This window comes from Arsenophonus endosymbiont of Aleurodicus floccissimus, from assembly GCF_900343025.1.
In the GTDB taxonomy this organism is placed as follows: domain Bacteria; phylum Pseudomonadota; class Gammaproteobacteria; order Enterobacterales; family Enterobacteriaceae; genus Arsenophonus.
On sequence record NZ_OUND01000001.1, the window covers coordinates 73,309 to 87,841 of the forward strand.

Sequence of the window (14,533 nt, forward strand, 5' to 3'; positions counted from 1 at the left end):
AAAGATAAAATTGGTTTTTATTAAGGCATAAAACGGTAGCCAATTCCAGTTTTAGTCAGTAGGTGTACTGGTTAAGTTGGATCGTCTTCCAATTTTTGCCTTAAATGTCCCATATAAATATGTAAGTAATGATTATGTTCAACATAGTTAGGAATCCATATTTGTCGTAGTAGATGACATTGAGTTAACACTTTGCCGCTATTAGCGATAAATTCACTGAGCAAACGAAACTCAATTGGCGTAAGGTGAAGTTCTTGCTGATTTTTCGTTACTCGTCGATTGATTAAATCAACACTAATATCACCAAAACGAAATACTGTGTCTAACTGATTTTTACGTGCATAGCGGCGTAGGGAAACTCTCACTCTGGCCAGTAGTTCACTGATGCCAAATGGTTTGGTTAAATAATCATCTGCACCGGCATCCAGCGCCATAACTTTATCTGTTTCATCTGCCCGTGCCGACAATACTAATACCGGAATATGGCTCCATTGGCGTAAGTCACGGATCAAATCAATACCGTCACCATCAGGTAAACCAAGATCGAGGATCAACAAATCCGGCTTACGAGTCGCTGATTCGATAAGTCCCCGCTGATAGATTTCTGCTTCATATACACGAAAATTTTCATCTTCTAATGTCAGTTTGACAAATCGTCGTATCTCTTTTTCGTCTTCAATGATTAAAATATTGTGCTGGATCACTCCGTTTCAATTCCTCTTCTATAGTAGGAACTTCTTTTAAAGGTAAAACAAAGTGGAAAGTTGCTCCACTTTTTTTTGTTATTTTCCGCCCAAATTTCGCCATTATGTAGCTCAATAATCGCTTGGCAAATGGCCAGGCCTAAACCCACACTAGGAATGGAAGATTCTTTTTTAGCTCGAGAAAATTTATCAAAAATAAGTTCTTCCTGTCCTTCCGGTATGCCGATACCTTTATCCCAAATTTCAATATGGACATATTTACCTTGAGGATAGGCATCAATGCCAATATAGGAGAGTTTTTAGCTGAGTATTTAATTGCGTTTTCCAGTAAATTCATGATCACACGTTCGAGTAAATTGGCATCGCAATAAAGTAATAGCTCAGCAGGAACATTAATTTTAGTTGGGTGGCTTTTTAATGCATATTCGAGATAACGTAATGCGCTACCGATAATTTCTTGTAATGACTCCCAGGTAAGAGTTGGTATAATGCCACCGGACTGGATCCGCGCCATATCTAGCAGATTATTGACTAATCTTGAGGTGCTTAGGATTTGCTGACGTATTTGGTTAACCTTTTCGGTATGAGGTGAATGTTCAGCACTTAATTCCAATATCAATATTTCTGTTTGGCCAAATATTACCGTGAGTGGGGTTCGCAAATCATGAGAAAGTGCTGCCAATAGAGAGTTTCCCAGTTGTTCGCGTTCAGCATCCAGTTTGGCAGATTCTGCTTGTCTAGCAAGTTGTAATCGTTCAAATGCATTGGCAATTAAGCCAGTAAAAGTTTGTAGCAGTCGTTGTTGTTCCGGGATCAATAATTGATGCAAATTTTGTGGTTCGATAGCTAATATGGTTAAAGTTTCTTTTGAAGTCGCAATGGGTTGTAATTGATAAGGCACACTAGGTAATGTATCTGTTCCGGCACCCCCGCTGGTTGATTTTTATCAAAGCTCCATAATGCAATTGCTTGATCAATTTGTACTTGACCATAGTCAGCCAGTTTAAGCGGAACCAGTTGTTGATGATCATTGGGTAGCAACAGACTGACTTTTGCTTTAAAGGCATTGGAAAAGAAGTGATAACCTGTTTTTGCAATATCAATTTCATTCAGAGCTCGGCTTAGCTCTTTGGTCATTTCATAAAGATGGCGCGTCCGTTGTTCACGATAACGAGCGACTTTAGCTTGATAGCGCATACCAGCAGCGAGATTACCTACTAAAAGACCAACAACCACCATGACAATTAAGGTTATCAAATATTGCATATCAAAAACAACAAAGGAAAAATGGGGCTGGACAATAAATAGATCGAAACCGATAACATTAATAAATGCAGCAAAGATAGAAGGATTTCGGCCATACAGCAGAGCGATAATAACAACCGCTAATACATAAACAGTGACAACATTAGCCTGATCAAAATTAAGCAAAAAGCGATTAGAAAATAAGGTGATGGTAATACATAACAGAGCGGCGAACAGATAACCCTGGATATTTCCTCGCCATTTGTCACTTAGCGGCCGGCGTTCAGTCTCTTTTCCCATGAGGTACTTTCATCCAGTGCAATGATAATCAGATCTCAATCAGGCCCTAACTTGCCTAAGCGTTCAGCAAAATCAGGGCGAATTTTACAGTTTAGTAGTCTCCACGTTTTATTTTGCTTACAGCCAATAATAATTTTACCCAAATTATGCTCGCGAGCATAATATAAAATAGCTTTTTCTTCATTTGCAACAGCCAGGGTTGAGGTTTCTGCGCCTAAATCTTGCGCCAATTTTAGTGCTTTGAGAATAGCGCGTCGTTTCTCTTCTGCTATAGCATGTAATTTAGGGATTTCTACATACACGGCATGCCAACTACAACCTAGCTTAGCGGCTAATCTGGCTGCCGATCTAACCAATTCTTCATTTCCTATGTTGTGACGAATGCAAACTAATAAATTATCGTGAGTATGCCAAACTTGAAAGTAACCTTGGGTATCGCGATACTCACGCATTTGATTATCGACACGATTGACGGTACGCCTTAGTGATAACTCTCTTAGGGCAATTAAGTTGCCTTTGCGAAAGAAATGTTCAATTGCTTGTCCGGCAATATAGACTTTTCCTTCATTGAACCGTTGGCGTAGGTTGTCAGGTGGTAAATCGACTAAAACAATTTCACTGGCTTGGTCAAAAACATGATCAGGTACCGTTTCACGTACGCGAATACCGGTAATACTGACGATAATATCGTTTAAACTCTCTAAGTATTGTACGTTGATGGTGGTTAAAACATCAATACCGGCATTTAATAACTCTTCAACGTCTTGCCAGCGTTTAGGATGAAGACTGCCATGGGGGTTACTAAAAGCTAATTCATCCATTAAAATAATGGCCGGGTGACGTGCTAAAGCGCCGTCAATATCAAAGGTATTAATTTTACGTCCGTGGTAGCGGATCCGTTTTGCTGGCAGTTGTGGCAAACCTTCCAATAGCGCAGCAGTTTCTGATCGATTGTGCGTTTCTACCACAAGAATGACAACATTAAGCCCTTGAGAGCGAAGCCGTTGGGCTTCTTGTAGCATTGCATAGGTTTTTCCTACTCGAGCGTAGGCGTCGAAGAAGATCTTTAAGTTGCAGCGAATTTTTTCATTGGCAATACTCAATAAATCTTCGGGGGTAGGGCGTTTAGGTTCCTGGCTCTCCATCTATCAACCTTATTGTATTTTTGCATTCTCAGATTGTTCAAGCACATCAAGAGCTATATTAAGTTTAAGCACATTAATGACAGGTTCACCTAAGAAACTAAAAAAAGGTCGTTCAGTGTTATCGGCAATTAAGTGTCTAATTTTATGTAAAGTGAGTCGGCGCCCTTTAGCAATTCTAACTGCTTGATAATATGCTACACTTGGTGAAAGATAAGGATCTAATCCACTGGCTGAAGCCGTTATCAGATCGACAGGAACAGCCACGTTATTTTGATTATTGAAAATTTTAATTTGTTGAGCACGAACAGCAAACTGTTTGTGCAATTCGGGATTATTGACCGCTAAGTTACTGCCACTCGAGGCTAATCCATTATAAGGGCTGTCAGGCGTTGCTGATGGCCGCCCATGAAAATATTTAACATCAGTAGTCGATTGGCCGATCAGTGCCGAACACCGATAGTGTGGTTATTCTTTTCGAGCAATGAGTCTTTAGCTTGATAATTAAAGAAAGCATTTGATAAACCAGTAATAAATAATGGATAAACAATTCCGGTTGTGATAGTTAGAAAAATAAATAACACAAATGAAGAACGTAACACATTCATATTCAATACCTTATTAGGACATAAACAGGCTAAGCAGTAGATCGATCAGCTTGATACCAATAAATGGTATAACTAAACCACTTAATCCATAAATCCATAAATTACGGCGTAATAATGCTATTGCACTCATCGGATGGTAACTAACGCCTTTTAGCGCTAATGGGATCAGGGTAACAATAATTAATGCATTAAAAATAATTGCTGACAGGATCGCTGAAGAGGGCGAGTGTAATTGCATGATATTTAATATATTAAGCTGAGGATAGGTCACTGAAAAAGCAGTGGAAATAATGGCAAAATATTTGGCAATATCATTAGCAATACTAAAGGTTGAAAGAGAGCCTCTGGTTATCAACATCTGCTTACCAACGTGAACGACTTCGATAAGCTTAGTCGGATTTGAGTTAAGATCGACCGTATTACCGGCTTCTTTTGCTGCTTGAGTACCAGAATTCATGGCAACAGCAACGTCGGTTTATGCCAATGCTGGCGCATCCATTAGTACCATCACCTGTCATAGCAACCAGGCTCCCATCTGCCTGATATTGGCGGATCAATGCCAGTTTAGCTTCATGGGTTGCCTCGGCCAGAAAATCATCAACGCCGGCCTCAGCGGCAATGGCTGCAGCCGTCAAATGGTTATCACCGGTGATCATCACGATTTTAATTCCCATCCGACGCATTTCAGCAAAACGTTCTTTGATGCCTCCTTTTATAATATCTTTTAAGGCGACAATACCAAGAATTTGTTGATTCTCAACAACAACTAATGGTGTTTCCCCTTTACGTGCAACTTCTTCGACTAATTTTTCTGTTTCAGCTGGGACTCTGGCATGACTGGTTTCCAAATAACGACGAATAGAATCGGCCGAGCCTTTTTTGATCACACGATCACCCACATTAACGCCACTCATACGTGTCATGGCAGAAAAGGGAACAAAAGTAGCATTTAATGCCTGTAGATCACGTTCACGTAAATTAAACAATTGCTTAGCTAAGATAACAATGCTACGTCCTTCTGGTGTCTCATCAGCCAGTGACGATAGTTGGGCAGTATCAGCCAGTTGTTGCTCTGAAACACCTTTAATGGGTAAGAATTTAGACGCTTGACGTAATAGTACCTGTTTTATCGAGCAATAAGACATCGACATCACCGGCAGCTTCTACAGCGCATCCACTAGTTGCTATCACATTTGCGGCTAACATTCGGCTCATACCGGCAACGCCAATTGAAGAGAGTAATCCGCCGATCGTAGTCGGGATCAAACAAACTAATAACGCAATCGGTACCACAATAGAAATTGGACTACCACTACCATTGATTTCAGCGCTAAATAAACTGAAAGGATAGAGTATTGAACAGATTAATAGAAAAATAATCGTTAATGTAGTTAATAGTATGATTAAGGCGATTTCATTAGGTGTTTTGCGTCATTGTGCACCTTCAACCATCGAGATCATGCGATCAAGAAAAGTTTCACCAGGATTGACCGTACATTGGATAATTAACCAATCAGATAGTACCCGCGTTCCTCCCGTTACTGAAGAAAAATCACCGCCAGAGACTCCCTAATAACAGGAGCTAATTCACCGGTAATGGCGCTCTCATCAACGGAAGCACTGCCTTCAAGTACTTCACCATCGCAAGGAATAATTTCGCCCGCTTCAACCAGTACGATATCGCCTTTTCTTATTTGATCAGAGTTAATTTTCTCTTTTGCTGCCTGATAATCGGCACTGGCTAAACGAGTAGTAATACTTTATTTTTTAACACCTTTAAGGCTAGCTGCTTGTGCTTTACTGCGTCCTTCGGCCAGTGCTTCGGCAAAATTAGCAAATAGAACGGTAAACCATAACCAAACCGCAATTATGCCGGTAAATAGCGCATTATTATCAACTGATGGCATGAATAATTAATAAAACCAGATTAATGTCGTCAATATACTACCGAGATAAACGATAAACATAACTGGATTGTGCCACTGAATTTGCGGAGCACATTTTTTTATAGCGTCAAATAATGCTTGGTGGATCAATTTACTATCAAACAATAGGCTGATATTTTTGTTCATTTATATTCCTTTATTGAGCGGAATGCCAAAGTTGTAAATCTTTAGCAATTGGCCCTAGTGCCGGTGCAGGCACAAAAGTGAGTGCACCAATAACGAAAACAGTTAGTATTAACAAGCCAATATAGAGTGGACCATAAGTGGGTAATGTGGCAAAGCTTTCAGGCCGGCGCTGTTTCCCTACCATAATACCCGCAATAGCCATTATTGCAGTGATTAAGCCAAAACGACCGACAAACATAACAATACTTAGCGTAATATTATAAAATAGGTTATTGCTATTTAATCCTGCAAAAGCGCTACCATTATTATTCGCAGCTGAGGAAAACGCATAAAGAACTTCACTAAAGCCGCGAGCGCCAGTGTTGTTCCTAGCAATGTTAAAGTAGGGGGTGATTAAAATAGCGATAGCGGTTAACTCCATTTCCTGAATTTCGATTTTTTCCCTCAGATATTCAGGCGCTCGACCTATCATTAAAACCAGCCAGGAAAACCGCTAGCATAACAAATAGTAGTATGCCATATAACCCGGGAACCTACGCCACCAAATACCACCTCACCAAGTTGTATGAGCCACATTGGTATCACCCCTCCTAATGCAGTAAAAGAATCATGCATGGCGTTTTTACCGCACTGCAGGAGGTTGCTGTTGTGATGACAGCATAGAGTGCCGAATTTAAAATCCCAAAGCGACTTTCTTTACCTTCCAGATTAATATTACTCTTAGCATCTGAAAGCATCAATTGTGGGTTACCCTGCATTTCTACGTAAACAACGATAGCGATAGCAAGAGTGAAAATGATCCCCATTATCCAAATTAATGCTGTACCTTGCCGACTATCACCGACTACGCGGCCAAATGTAAAACAGAGTGCAGTGGGGATTAAAAGAATGGCAATCATTTGGCTAAAATTGGTTAACGCGGTAGGATTTTCGAAAGGGTGTGCTGAATTGGTGGCAAAAAATCCACCGCCATTAGTATCTAATAATTTGATTGCTTCTTGTGAAGTGAGGGGTCCCATTGGGATAATTTGGTTTTGATTTTGTAATGTTTCTACTACTATATATGGCGTATATGGCGAAAAATTTTGTAACACACCTTGGCTGACAAAAAATAAGGCAAAAATAATCGCCAGCGGTAGTAAAAGATAGAGTGTAATACGAGCAATCGCTATCCAGGCATTGCCCAGCGTTTTTACACCTTGGTGTGCAAAGGCGCGGATCAGCGCAAAAGCTACTGCAATACCGGTAGCGGCAGATAAGAAATTCTGTACCGTTAACCCCGTCATTTGACTAAAATAACTTAAGGTGTGTTCTCCACTATAGGATTGCCAATTAGTATTGGTGATAAAACTAATTGCGGTATTAAGTGCAAGATCCCAATTTAGATTGACAAATTTTTGTGGATTGAGCGGTAGATTGTATTGATTGATTAATAGCAGAAAGAGAAATACGCCACCAATAACGTTAAACAGCAGCAGCGCAGCAGTAATGTATTGTCGCCAATTCATTTCATCTATTTCACCGCCAGGTTTGCGCAATCGACAGCAACTCCATAAGCCGGATTCTATTTTAAAAACCTAAATCGGTAAATCACTTTCAATCAATAAAGCGATATAATTTCCTACAAATTTAGCTATAACAAGTAGGAGAATTAAAAAACTGGCAATTAATAAAGCACTACTTACCATTTAAAAATCCTCCGCATGAATAAGCGCATAAATCAAATAGAGAAATAATATTCCAATTAGAATGATCCCTGTGATAGAAAAGATGGACACAGTTTGTCTCCTGATGATTTTAATGTACTGAGCTTAAGTCTTTCAATCCAAAGAATCTGATAAAAAGTCTACACATAGTGTAAAAATAGTATAAAAATACCAATATAATAGTTTGTCTGTTATTACTATGATCGCTATTTTTTGTTACAATAAATAAACTATAGTTAATATAATGTTTATTTGTTGTAATAATGGCTGCTTTTTTATTGTTTAATAAGCAAATAAATCACGATATAAAGAAAAGTGCTGAAAAAAACAGTAAAAAAGTGGTCTGATGAGTAGTAATACCGGTATTTATTAGATAAAATTTTCATTCATTATAAGGCGGGTCTTTATGTCTGAGTATCGACAATACCCTTGTCATCAAGTTCTCTTGCGTCGTGTTGGTGTTGTATTATTAGGCATTGTGGCTTTTCATATCATGATTTTTCGACATGATCGTAGCTGCTTTTATAGTTAGCTACATCGTATGTGGCTAAAGACTAGTGATAAACCTGTTTGGCTGGCTAGCGATGAAGATACCGAATCGATGAAGTAATTAATTGATTAAAAAAATAAAACGTCCTATTACTTGTTGTGATAAGGCGTTTTTGTTTTAAGCCGCTGTGAATCATATTTTTAAGTTTAATATCTAATAAAATAAATTAGTTTTACAAATAGGATAGGTAAGTAATGCATAATATTGAATTAGAACAACTAATCAATACGCACTTGAATATTTATGAATATCAAGACTATGTGCCCAATGCACTTCAGGTGGAAGGGCGCTCAGAGGTAAAAAAATCATGACCGGTGTGGTGTGACTGCATCGCAAGCGTTACTTGATGAAGCGGTAAAATTAGCTGCAGATGCGATTATTGTTCATCATGGTTATTTTTGGAAAAATGAGGCCACCATTATTCTTAATATGAAGCGTAATCGATTAAAAACATTGCTTTGTAATGATATTAACCTTTATGGTTATCATTTGCTCATTGATGCCCAGCCCATTTTAGGTAATAACGTGCAGTTGGCGAATATCATGGTGGTTCGGTTTGAAAAGCTTATTTCGCCTTTATTGCCAATGGGTAGTTTTGCTCAACCGATAACGGCTGATGATTTAATGTCGCGTTTAACCAATAAGTTAGTTCGACAACCCTTGTATTGTGGTGATAATGGCCCAAAAGAGATCAGTACTATTGACTGGTGTACAGGGGGCGGACAAAATTTTATTCAACAAGCAGCAGAGGCAGGTGTTGATGCTTTTGTGACGGGTGAAGTTTCTGAGCAAACGATCCATATTGCCAGAGAAATGGGGATCCATTTTTATGGCGAAGGTCATCATGCAACGGAGTGATTTGGCATTAAAATGTTAGGTGAATGGCTGCAAAAAGATTATGGATTTGAGGTGACTTTTATCGATATAGTCAATCCTGCCTAATTTTTGTAAAGATAAACACCAAGCCAGCTAAAAAGTATTAAAACAAAGGGTTATCACTAAACTGTGTCTTGTATTCTATATGATGATTGTTTATGCAAAATAAAATAGTAAGACACAGTTTATTTATCAATAATAATTAACTATTTTTTGGTTAAATCGCTATGAAAATCTCTTTGTTTATAGCCGGTATATAATTGACGGGGACGTGCTATTTTTAATTCTTCATCATGCATTTCGTTCCAGTGAGCAATCCAACCAATTGTACGAGCAATAGCAAAAATAACCGTAAACATGGTTGTTGGGATCCCTATTGCTTTTAAAATGATGCCAGAATAGAAATCCACATTGGGATAAAGTTTTTTCTCAATAAAATAGGGGTCATTTAGGGCAATATGTTCTAATTGCTTGGCGACTTCTAATATATTATCATTTAATTTAAGTTCTTTAAGTACTTCATCGCAGGTCTGTTTCATAACAGTTGCGCGGGGATCATAATTTTTATAAACCCGATGGCCAAACCCCATTAAACGAAAGGGATCATCTTTGTTTTTTGCCCGTTTGATAAATTTAGGAATATTTTCGACAGTTTCAATCTCTTCTAGCATGCGTAAACAGGCTTCATTGGCACCACCGTGAGCCGGCCCCCAAAGAGAGGCGATTCCCGCAGCAATACAAGCAAATGGATTAGCGCCAGAAGAACCAGCTGTTCTTACTGTTGAAGTTGATGCATTTTGTTCATGATCAGCATGCAGAATAAAAATACGATCCGTGGCCCGTTCGATGATTGGATTAACCCGATATTTTTCACAAGGTGTAGCAAACATCATATGAAGGAAATTCGCAGAATAAGAGAGGGAATTTTGTGGGTAAATAAAAGGTTGACCAATAGAGTATTTATAACACATTGCTGCAACGGTAGGCATTTTTGATAGTAACCTAAATGCAGCTATTTCACGATGACGCGGATTATTCACATCCAATGAGTCGTGATAGAAAGCCGCTAGTGCGCCGGTTATACCACAAAGGATTGCCATTGGATGAGAATCACGACGGAAACCTTGCAAAAGCCGAGTAATTTGATCGTGGATCATTGTATGTTCGGTGACAATTTTTTTAAAGTTGTCATAGTCGTTTTGTGAAGGTTTTTCACCGTAAAGTAGTATATAACAAACTTCTAAATAAGTAGAATTGGTAGCCAATTGATCAATAGAATATCCGCGGTGCAAAAGAATACCTTTATCTCCATCTATATAGGTAATTTTAGACTCGCAGGATGCGGTTGAGGTAAAGCCAGGATCGTAGGTAAAATAACCTTTAGAGTCTAATCCTCGGACATCCATTACATCGATCCCAAGTGTAGGGGTTAGTACTTCAAGCTCAATTTTTTCTGCATCTTTATCGACTAATTTTATAGTCTTTTTTTCTTTGCCTGCCATTACGGGTCTCCTTAGCGCTAAAAGGTAATTTCCGACAACCATTAAAGCATGATAAAACGCTTAGAAATTGCATGATATTTCATTTATTAAAAGGCTTGAATCATGTTTTTAACGAAGTTTTTATCTAATAAAATTTTTTATTAACAATTCATAATCTATTTTGTTCCTTATATATTTTAAATTATACCAACAATAACATTAGGTTTTTTATAGATAACAATCTAGCATGTTTATTTTACATAATTTCTTCTTTTGTGTGGCGATAATCACTAATTAATTCAACTTAATCATATGTAAGATAAATGTTTGTTTCTTGTCAAATTACATTATCAATTTAATGACCGATGTTTAAATCGTGATCACACTCACTGTTCAAGCTAAATCTCTCCAAACATAATGTGTTGTAATTGTAATGGGCATGTGAAGGTCATATACTGCAAATGAGGTCTCCGGATTACCTTGTGGCAGGAGTACCCAGCGTTAATGAGTAACAACTTTGTTATCACGATCGCTGTTTGATTTCTGCTCCAGGTCCGGAGGTAGGAAAACAATAAAGAGCTGTGTGGGCAAAAATTTTGAAAAAACAAAGACCTATTAATCTTCAATTGCAGACAATTCATTTTCAGATTACTGCAATAGCTTCGATTTTACATCGTGTCTCTGGCGTTATTACCTTTATTGCGGTCGGTATTTTGTTATGGCTGCTGGGATTATCGCTTTCTTCACTGGAAGGTTTTCAATATGCTACTGAAATTATGGGTAGCTTTTTTATAAAATTCATTATTTGGGGTGTTTTGACTGCACTGATATATCATATTTGTGGCGGTATTCGTCATATGCTAATGGATTTTGGTTTTATTGATGAGAGTTTGTCTGTGGGACGTATTTCAGCGATAGTTGCGTTTATTATTACCGCTATTTTGTCGATCTTAGCGGGGGTTTTTGTATGGTAGTTAATGCATCAACATTAGGCCGCACTGGCACACAAGATTGGCTGCTACTTCGAGCGTCTGCCATTATTATCGCTCTTTATACGTTTTATATTGTTAGTTTTATAGTCACAACTGATTTAAATTATATTGTTTGGCGGACTTTTTTTGCTTTTCCAATAACAAAAATTTTTACTATTTTAACGCTCATTTCCATATTAATACATGCCTGGATAGGTTTATGCCAAGTATTAACCGATTATGTTAAGTCAATTGCCTTGCGATTATCATTACAACTATTTTTTATTGTTATATTAATGACTTATTTAATTTATGGAACAATAGTAGTGTGGGGAGCGTAAATGAAATTACCAGTAAGAGAGTTTGATGCCGTTGTTATTGGTGCTGGTGGCGCTGGGATGCGAGCTGCATTGCAAATTTCTCAGTTAGGTTTGTCATGTGCATTAGTTTCTAAAGTTTTCCCGCCTCGTTCACACACTGTATCTGCTCAGGGCGGGATCACCGTTGCGTTAGGTAATACGCATGAAGATAATTGGCAATGGCATATGTATGATACTGTCAAGGGCTCTGATTATATAGGTGATCAAAATGCCATCGAATACATGTGCAAAAACGGACCTGAGGCCATACTAGAACTTGAGCATATGGGGTTACCATTTTCACGTTTAGACGACGGTCGTATTTATCAACGTCCATTTGGTGGCCAGTCAAAAAATTTTGGTGGTGAACAAGCCGCTCGCACTGCGGCGGCGGCGGATAGAACTGGGCATGCCCTTTTGCATACTCTTTATCAACAGAATTTAAAAAACCATACCACGATTTTCTCCGAATGGTATTCAATTGACTTAGTTAAAAATCAGGATGGTGACATAGTCGGTTGTACCGTATTATGTATGGAATCCGGTGAGGTTGTTTACTTTAAAGCTAAAGCCACTATTCTTGCGACAGGTGGAGCAGGAAGAATTTATCAATCAACAACTAATGCCCATATTAATACCGGTGACGGTGTTGGCATGGCCGTCAGGGCAGGTGTGCCATTGCAGGATATGGAAATGTGGCAATTTCATCCAACTGGAATTGCTGGTGCGGGTGTATTAGTGACAGAGGGATGTCGGGGAGAGGGCGGCTATTTACTTAATAAAGATGGAGAGCGCTTTATGGAGCGTTATGCGCCTAATGCAAAAGATTTGGCTGGCCGAGATGTTGTTGCTCGCTCAATTATGATAGAGATCCGTGAAGGAAGGGGATGTGATGGCCCCTGGGGACCACATGTTAAATTAAAACTGGATCATTTAGGTAAAGAAGTGTTGGAATCACGATTACCAGGTATTCTTGAATTATCCAGGACTTTTGCTCATGTTGATCCGGTTAAAGAACCGATTCCTGTTATCCCTACTTGTCATTATATGATGGGTGGGATCCCAACTAAAGTCACCGGACAGGCATTGATGATTAACGAAAAAGGTGAAGATGTTGTGATCCCGGGATTATTTGCTGTTGGTGAAATAGCTTGTGTTTCCGTTCATGGCGCAAACCGTTTGGGCGGAAATTCATTGCTTGATTTAGTAGTATTCGGGCGTTCTGCCGGCTTACATCTGAAAGAATCTTTACTGGAACAAGGTTCAATGCGTGATACCAGTGAATCTGATATTGATGCGGCCTTAACGCGTTTAAATCGCTGGGATAATACACAAAGCGGTGAAGATCCGGTAGAAATTCGCAAAGCATTACAAGCCTGTATGCAACATAATTTTTCCGTTTTTCGTGAAGGCGATGCGATGGCTAAGGGCTTAGAAGAATTAAAGGTAATTCGTGAGCGTTTGAAAAATGCCCGTTTGGATGATACTTCACGCGAATTTAATACCCAACGCATTGAATGTTTAGAGTTGGATAATTTGGTAGAAACAGCGTTTGCAATGGCAGAGGCGGCAAATTTTCGTACCGAAAGTCGGGGAGCACATAGTCGTTTTGACCACCCTGATCGTGATGATACAAATTGGTTATGTCATACGCTATATTTACCACAGTCTGGAACTATGACTCGCCGAGCAGTCAATATGCAACCCGAGTTACGTGATCCCTTCCCACCTAAAATACGTACTTATTAATGCGTGGCGTTAATAGTGTTGCGGAGAAAGTAGATTATGAAAATTGAATTTTCCATTTATCGTTACAATCCAGACGTCTATAATATGCCACGTATGCAAGACTACAGTTTGGAGATCGCTAAAGAGCGTGACATGATGTTGCTGGATGCTTTAATCCAACTAAAAGAAAAAGATCCTACTTTAGCATTTCGTCGTTCTTGTCGTGAAGGGGTTTGTGGTTCTGATGGATTAAATATGAATGGTAAAAATGGCTTGGCCTGTATTACTCCATTGTCAGCTTTGTGTCGTGATAAAAAAAAGGTTGTTGTGCGCCCATTACCAGGCTTACCGGTTGTTCGAGATTTAATTGTTGATATGGCTCAATTTTATACTCAATATGAAAAAATTCGGCCTTACCTTATCAATGATGGCAAGAATTCACCAGCTCGTGAGTATTTACAGACTCCTGCACAACGAGAAAAATTGGATGGCTTATATGAGTGTATTCTTTGTGCTTGCTGCTCAACCTCATGTCCATCATTTTGGTGGAATCCGGATAAATTTATTGGTCCTGCCGGTTTATTAGCTGCTTATCGTTTTTTAATCGATAGTCGGGATACCGAAACCGATAACAGATTAGATAATTTAAATGACGCTTTTAGTGTATTTCGCTGTCATAGCATTATGAATTGTGTCAGTGTTTGTCCAAAAGGTTTAAATCCAACTAAAGCTATTGGGCATATTAAATCAATGTTATTAAAACGTAGTGCATAGTTTTGGCAAAAATTCCC

The 14,533-nt window shown here is 38.8% G+C and carries 7 protein-coding genes and 6 pseudogenes; 6 read left to right on the forward strand and 7 right to left on the reverse strand.

From position 1 onward, the window contains the following. Positions 1 to 71 precede the first annotated feature (71 nt). The 6 genes and pseudogenes from kdpE to kdpF all read right to left on the reverse strand — a co-directional run bounded on the left by kdpE (position 72) and on the right by kdpF (position 7,849). The gene (gene kdpE, locus ARADI_RS00395; RefSeq protein ID WP_119710797.1) at positions 72 to 704 is read right to left on the reverse strand and encodes a two-component system response regulator KdpE; all 633 of its coding nucleotides are present in this window, start codon (positions 702 to 704) and stop codon (positions 72 to 74) included. Next, a pseudogene (gene kdpD, locus ARADI_RS00400) lies at positions 676 to 3,394 on the reverse strand (two-component system sensor histidine kinase KdpD). The gene kdpE and the pseudogene kdpD overlap by 29 nt, the downstream one beginning before the upstream one ends. A 9-nt stretch (positions 3,395 to 3,403) precedes the next feature. Continuing rightward, positions 3,404 to 3,999 (reverse strand): annotated as a pseudogene (gene kdpC / locus ARADI_RS00405) (potassium-transporting ATPase subunit KdpC). 13 nt (positions 4,000 to 4,012) lie between these two features. Next, a pseudogene (gene kdpB / locus ARADI_RS00410) lies at positions 4,013 to 5,906 on the reverse strand (potassium-transporting ATPase subunit KdpB). Between the two features lie 175 nt (positions 5,907 to 6,081). Further along, positions 6,082 to 7,759 (reverse strand): annotated as a pseudogene (kdpA, locus tag ARADI_RS00415) (potassium-transporting ATPase subunit KdpA). Further along, a complete protein-coding gene (gene kdpF, locus ARADI_RS20385) occupies positions 7,760 to 7,849 on the reverse strand; it encodes a K(+)-transporting ATPase subunit F (RefSeq protein ID WP_074167953.1) in 90 nt (29 codons plus the stop codon). It abuts the pseudogene before it with no gap. Between the two features lie 334 nt (positions 7,850 to 8,183). Here kdpF and ARADI_RS19260 point away from each other — a divergent pair. Continuing rightward, positions 8,184 to 8,387 (forward strand): annotated as a pseudogene (locus ARADI_RS19260) (YbfA family protein). A gap of 134 nt (positions 8,388 to 8,521) precedes the next feature. After that, a pseudogene (locus ARADI_RS00435) lies at positions 8,522 to 9,269 on the forward strand (Nif3-like dinuclear metal center hexameric protein). A 140-nt stretch (positions 9,270 to 9,409) separates the two neighbouring features. On the opposite strand, the gene ARADI_RS00440 reads toward ARADI_RS00435, so the two are convergent. Next, complete coding sequence (locus ARADI_RS00440) at positions 9,410 to 10,705, reverse strand: citrate synthase (protein WP_119710799.1); 1,296 nt, start codon at positions 10,703 to 10,705, stop codon at positions 9,410 to 9,412. Between the two features lie 560 nt (positions 10,706 to 11,265). Here ARADI_RS00440 and sdhC point away from each other — a divergent pair. Genes sdhC through ARADI_RS00460 form a run of 4 tightly spaced genes read left to right on the forward strand, consistent with a single transcriptional unit; the run spans position 11,266 to position 14,516 of the window. Beyond that, positions 11,266 to 11,658, forward strand: a complete 393-nt coding sequence (gene sdhC, locus ARADI_RS00445; RefSeq protein WP_147392325.1) for a succinate dehydrogenase cytochrome b556 subunit — start codon at positions 11,266 to 11,268, stop codon at positions 11,656 to 11,658. Next, positions 11,652 to 11,996, forward strand: coding sequence for a succinate dehydrogenase, hydrophobic membrane anchor protein (sdhD, locus tag ARADI_RS00450; protein WP_119710800.1), 345 nt, complete (start codon positions 11,652 to 11,654; stop codon positions 11,994 to 11,996). The genes sdhC and sdhD overlap by 7 nt, the downstream gene beginning before the upstream one ends. Next, complete coding sequence (gene sdhA / locus ARADI_RS00455) at positions 11,997 to 13,763, forward strand: succinate dehydrogenase flavoprotein subunit (protein WP_119710801.1); 1,767 nt, start codon at positions 11,997 to 11,999, stop codon at positions 13,761 to 13,763. A gap of 36 nt (positions 13,764 to 13,799) precedes the next feature. Further along, positions 13,800 to 14,516 carry a succinate dehydrogenase iron-sulfur subunit gene (locus ARADI_RS00460; RefSeq protein ID WP_119710802.1) on the forward strand — a complete coding sequence of 239 codons (717 nt, stop codon included), beginning with the start codon at positions 13,800 to 13,802 and terminating at the stop codon, positions 14,514 to 14,516. Positions 14,517 to 14,533: the final 17 nt, after the last annotated feature.

What these genes read in the sequence shown, in the direction of transcription:
- ARADI_RS00440 (WP_119710799.1), bottom strand. Translation starts at nt 10,705, where the DNA reads ATGGCAGGCAAAGAAAAAAAGACTATAAAATTAGTCGATAAAGATGCA.
- sdhD (WP_119710800.1), top strand. Translation starts at nt 11,652, where the DNA reads ATGGTAGTTAATGCATCAACATTAGGCCGCACTGGCACACAAGATTGG.
- sdhA (WP_119710801.1), top strand. Translation starts at nt 11,997, where the DNA reads ATGAAATTACCAGTAAGAGAGTTTGATGCCGTTGTTATTGGTGCTGGT.
- ARADI_RS00460 (WP_119710802.1), top strand. Translation starts at nt 13,800, where the DNA reads ATGAAAATTGAATTTTCCATTTATCGTTACAATCCAGACGTCTATAAT.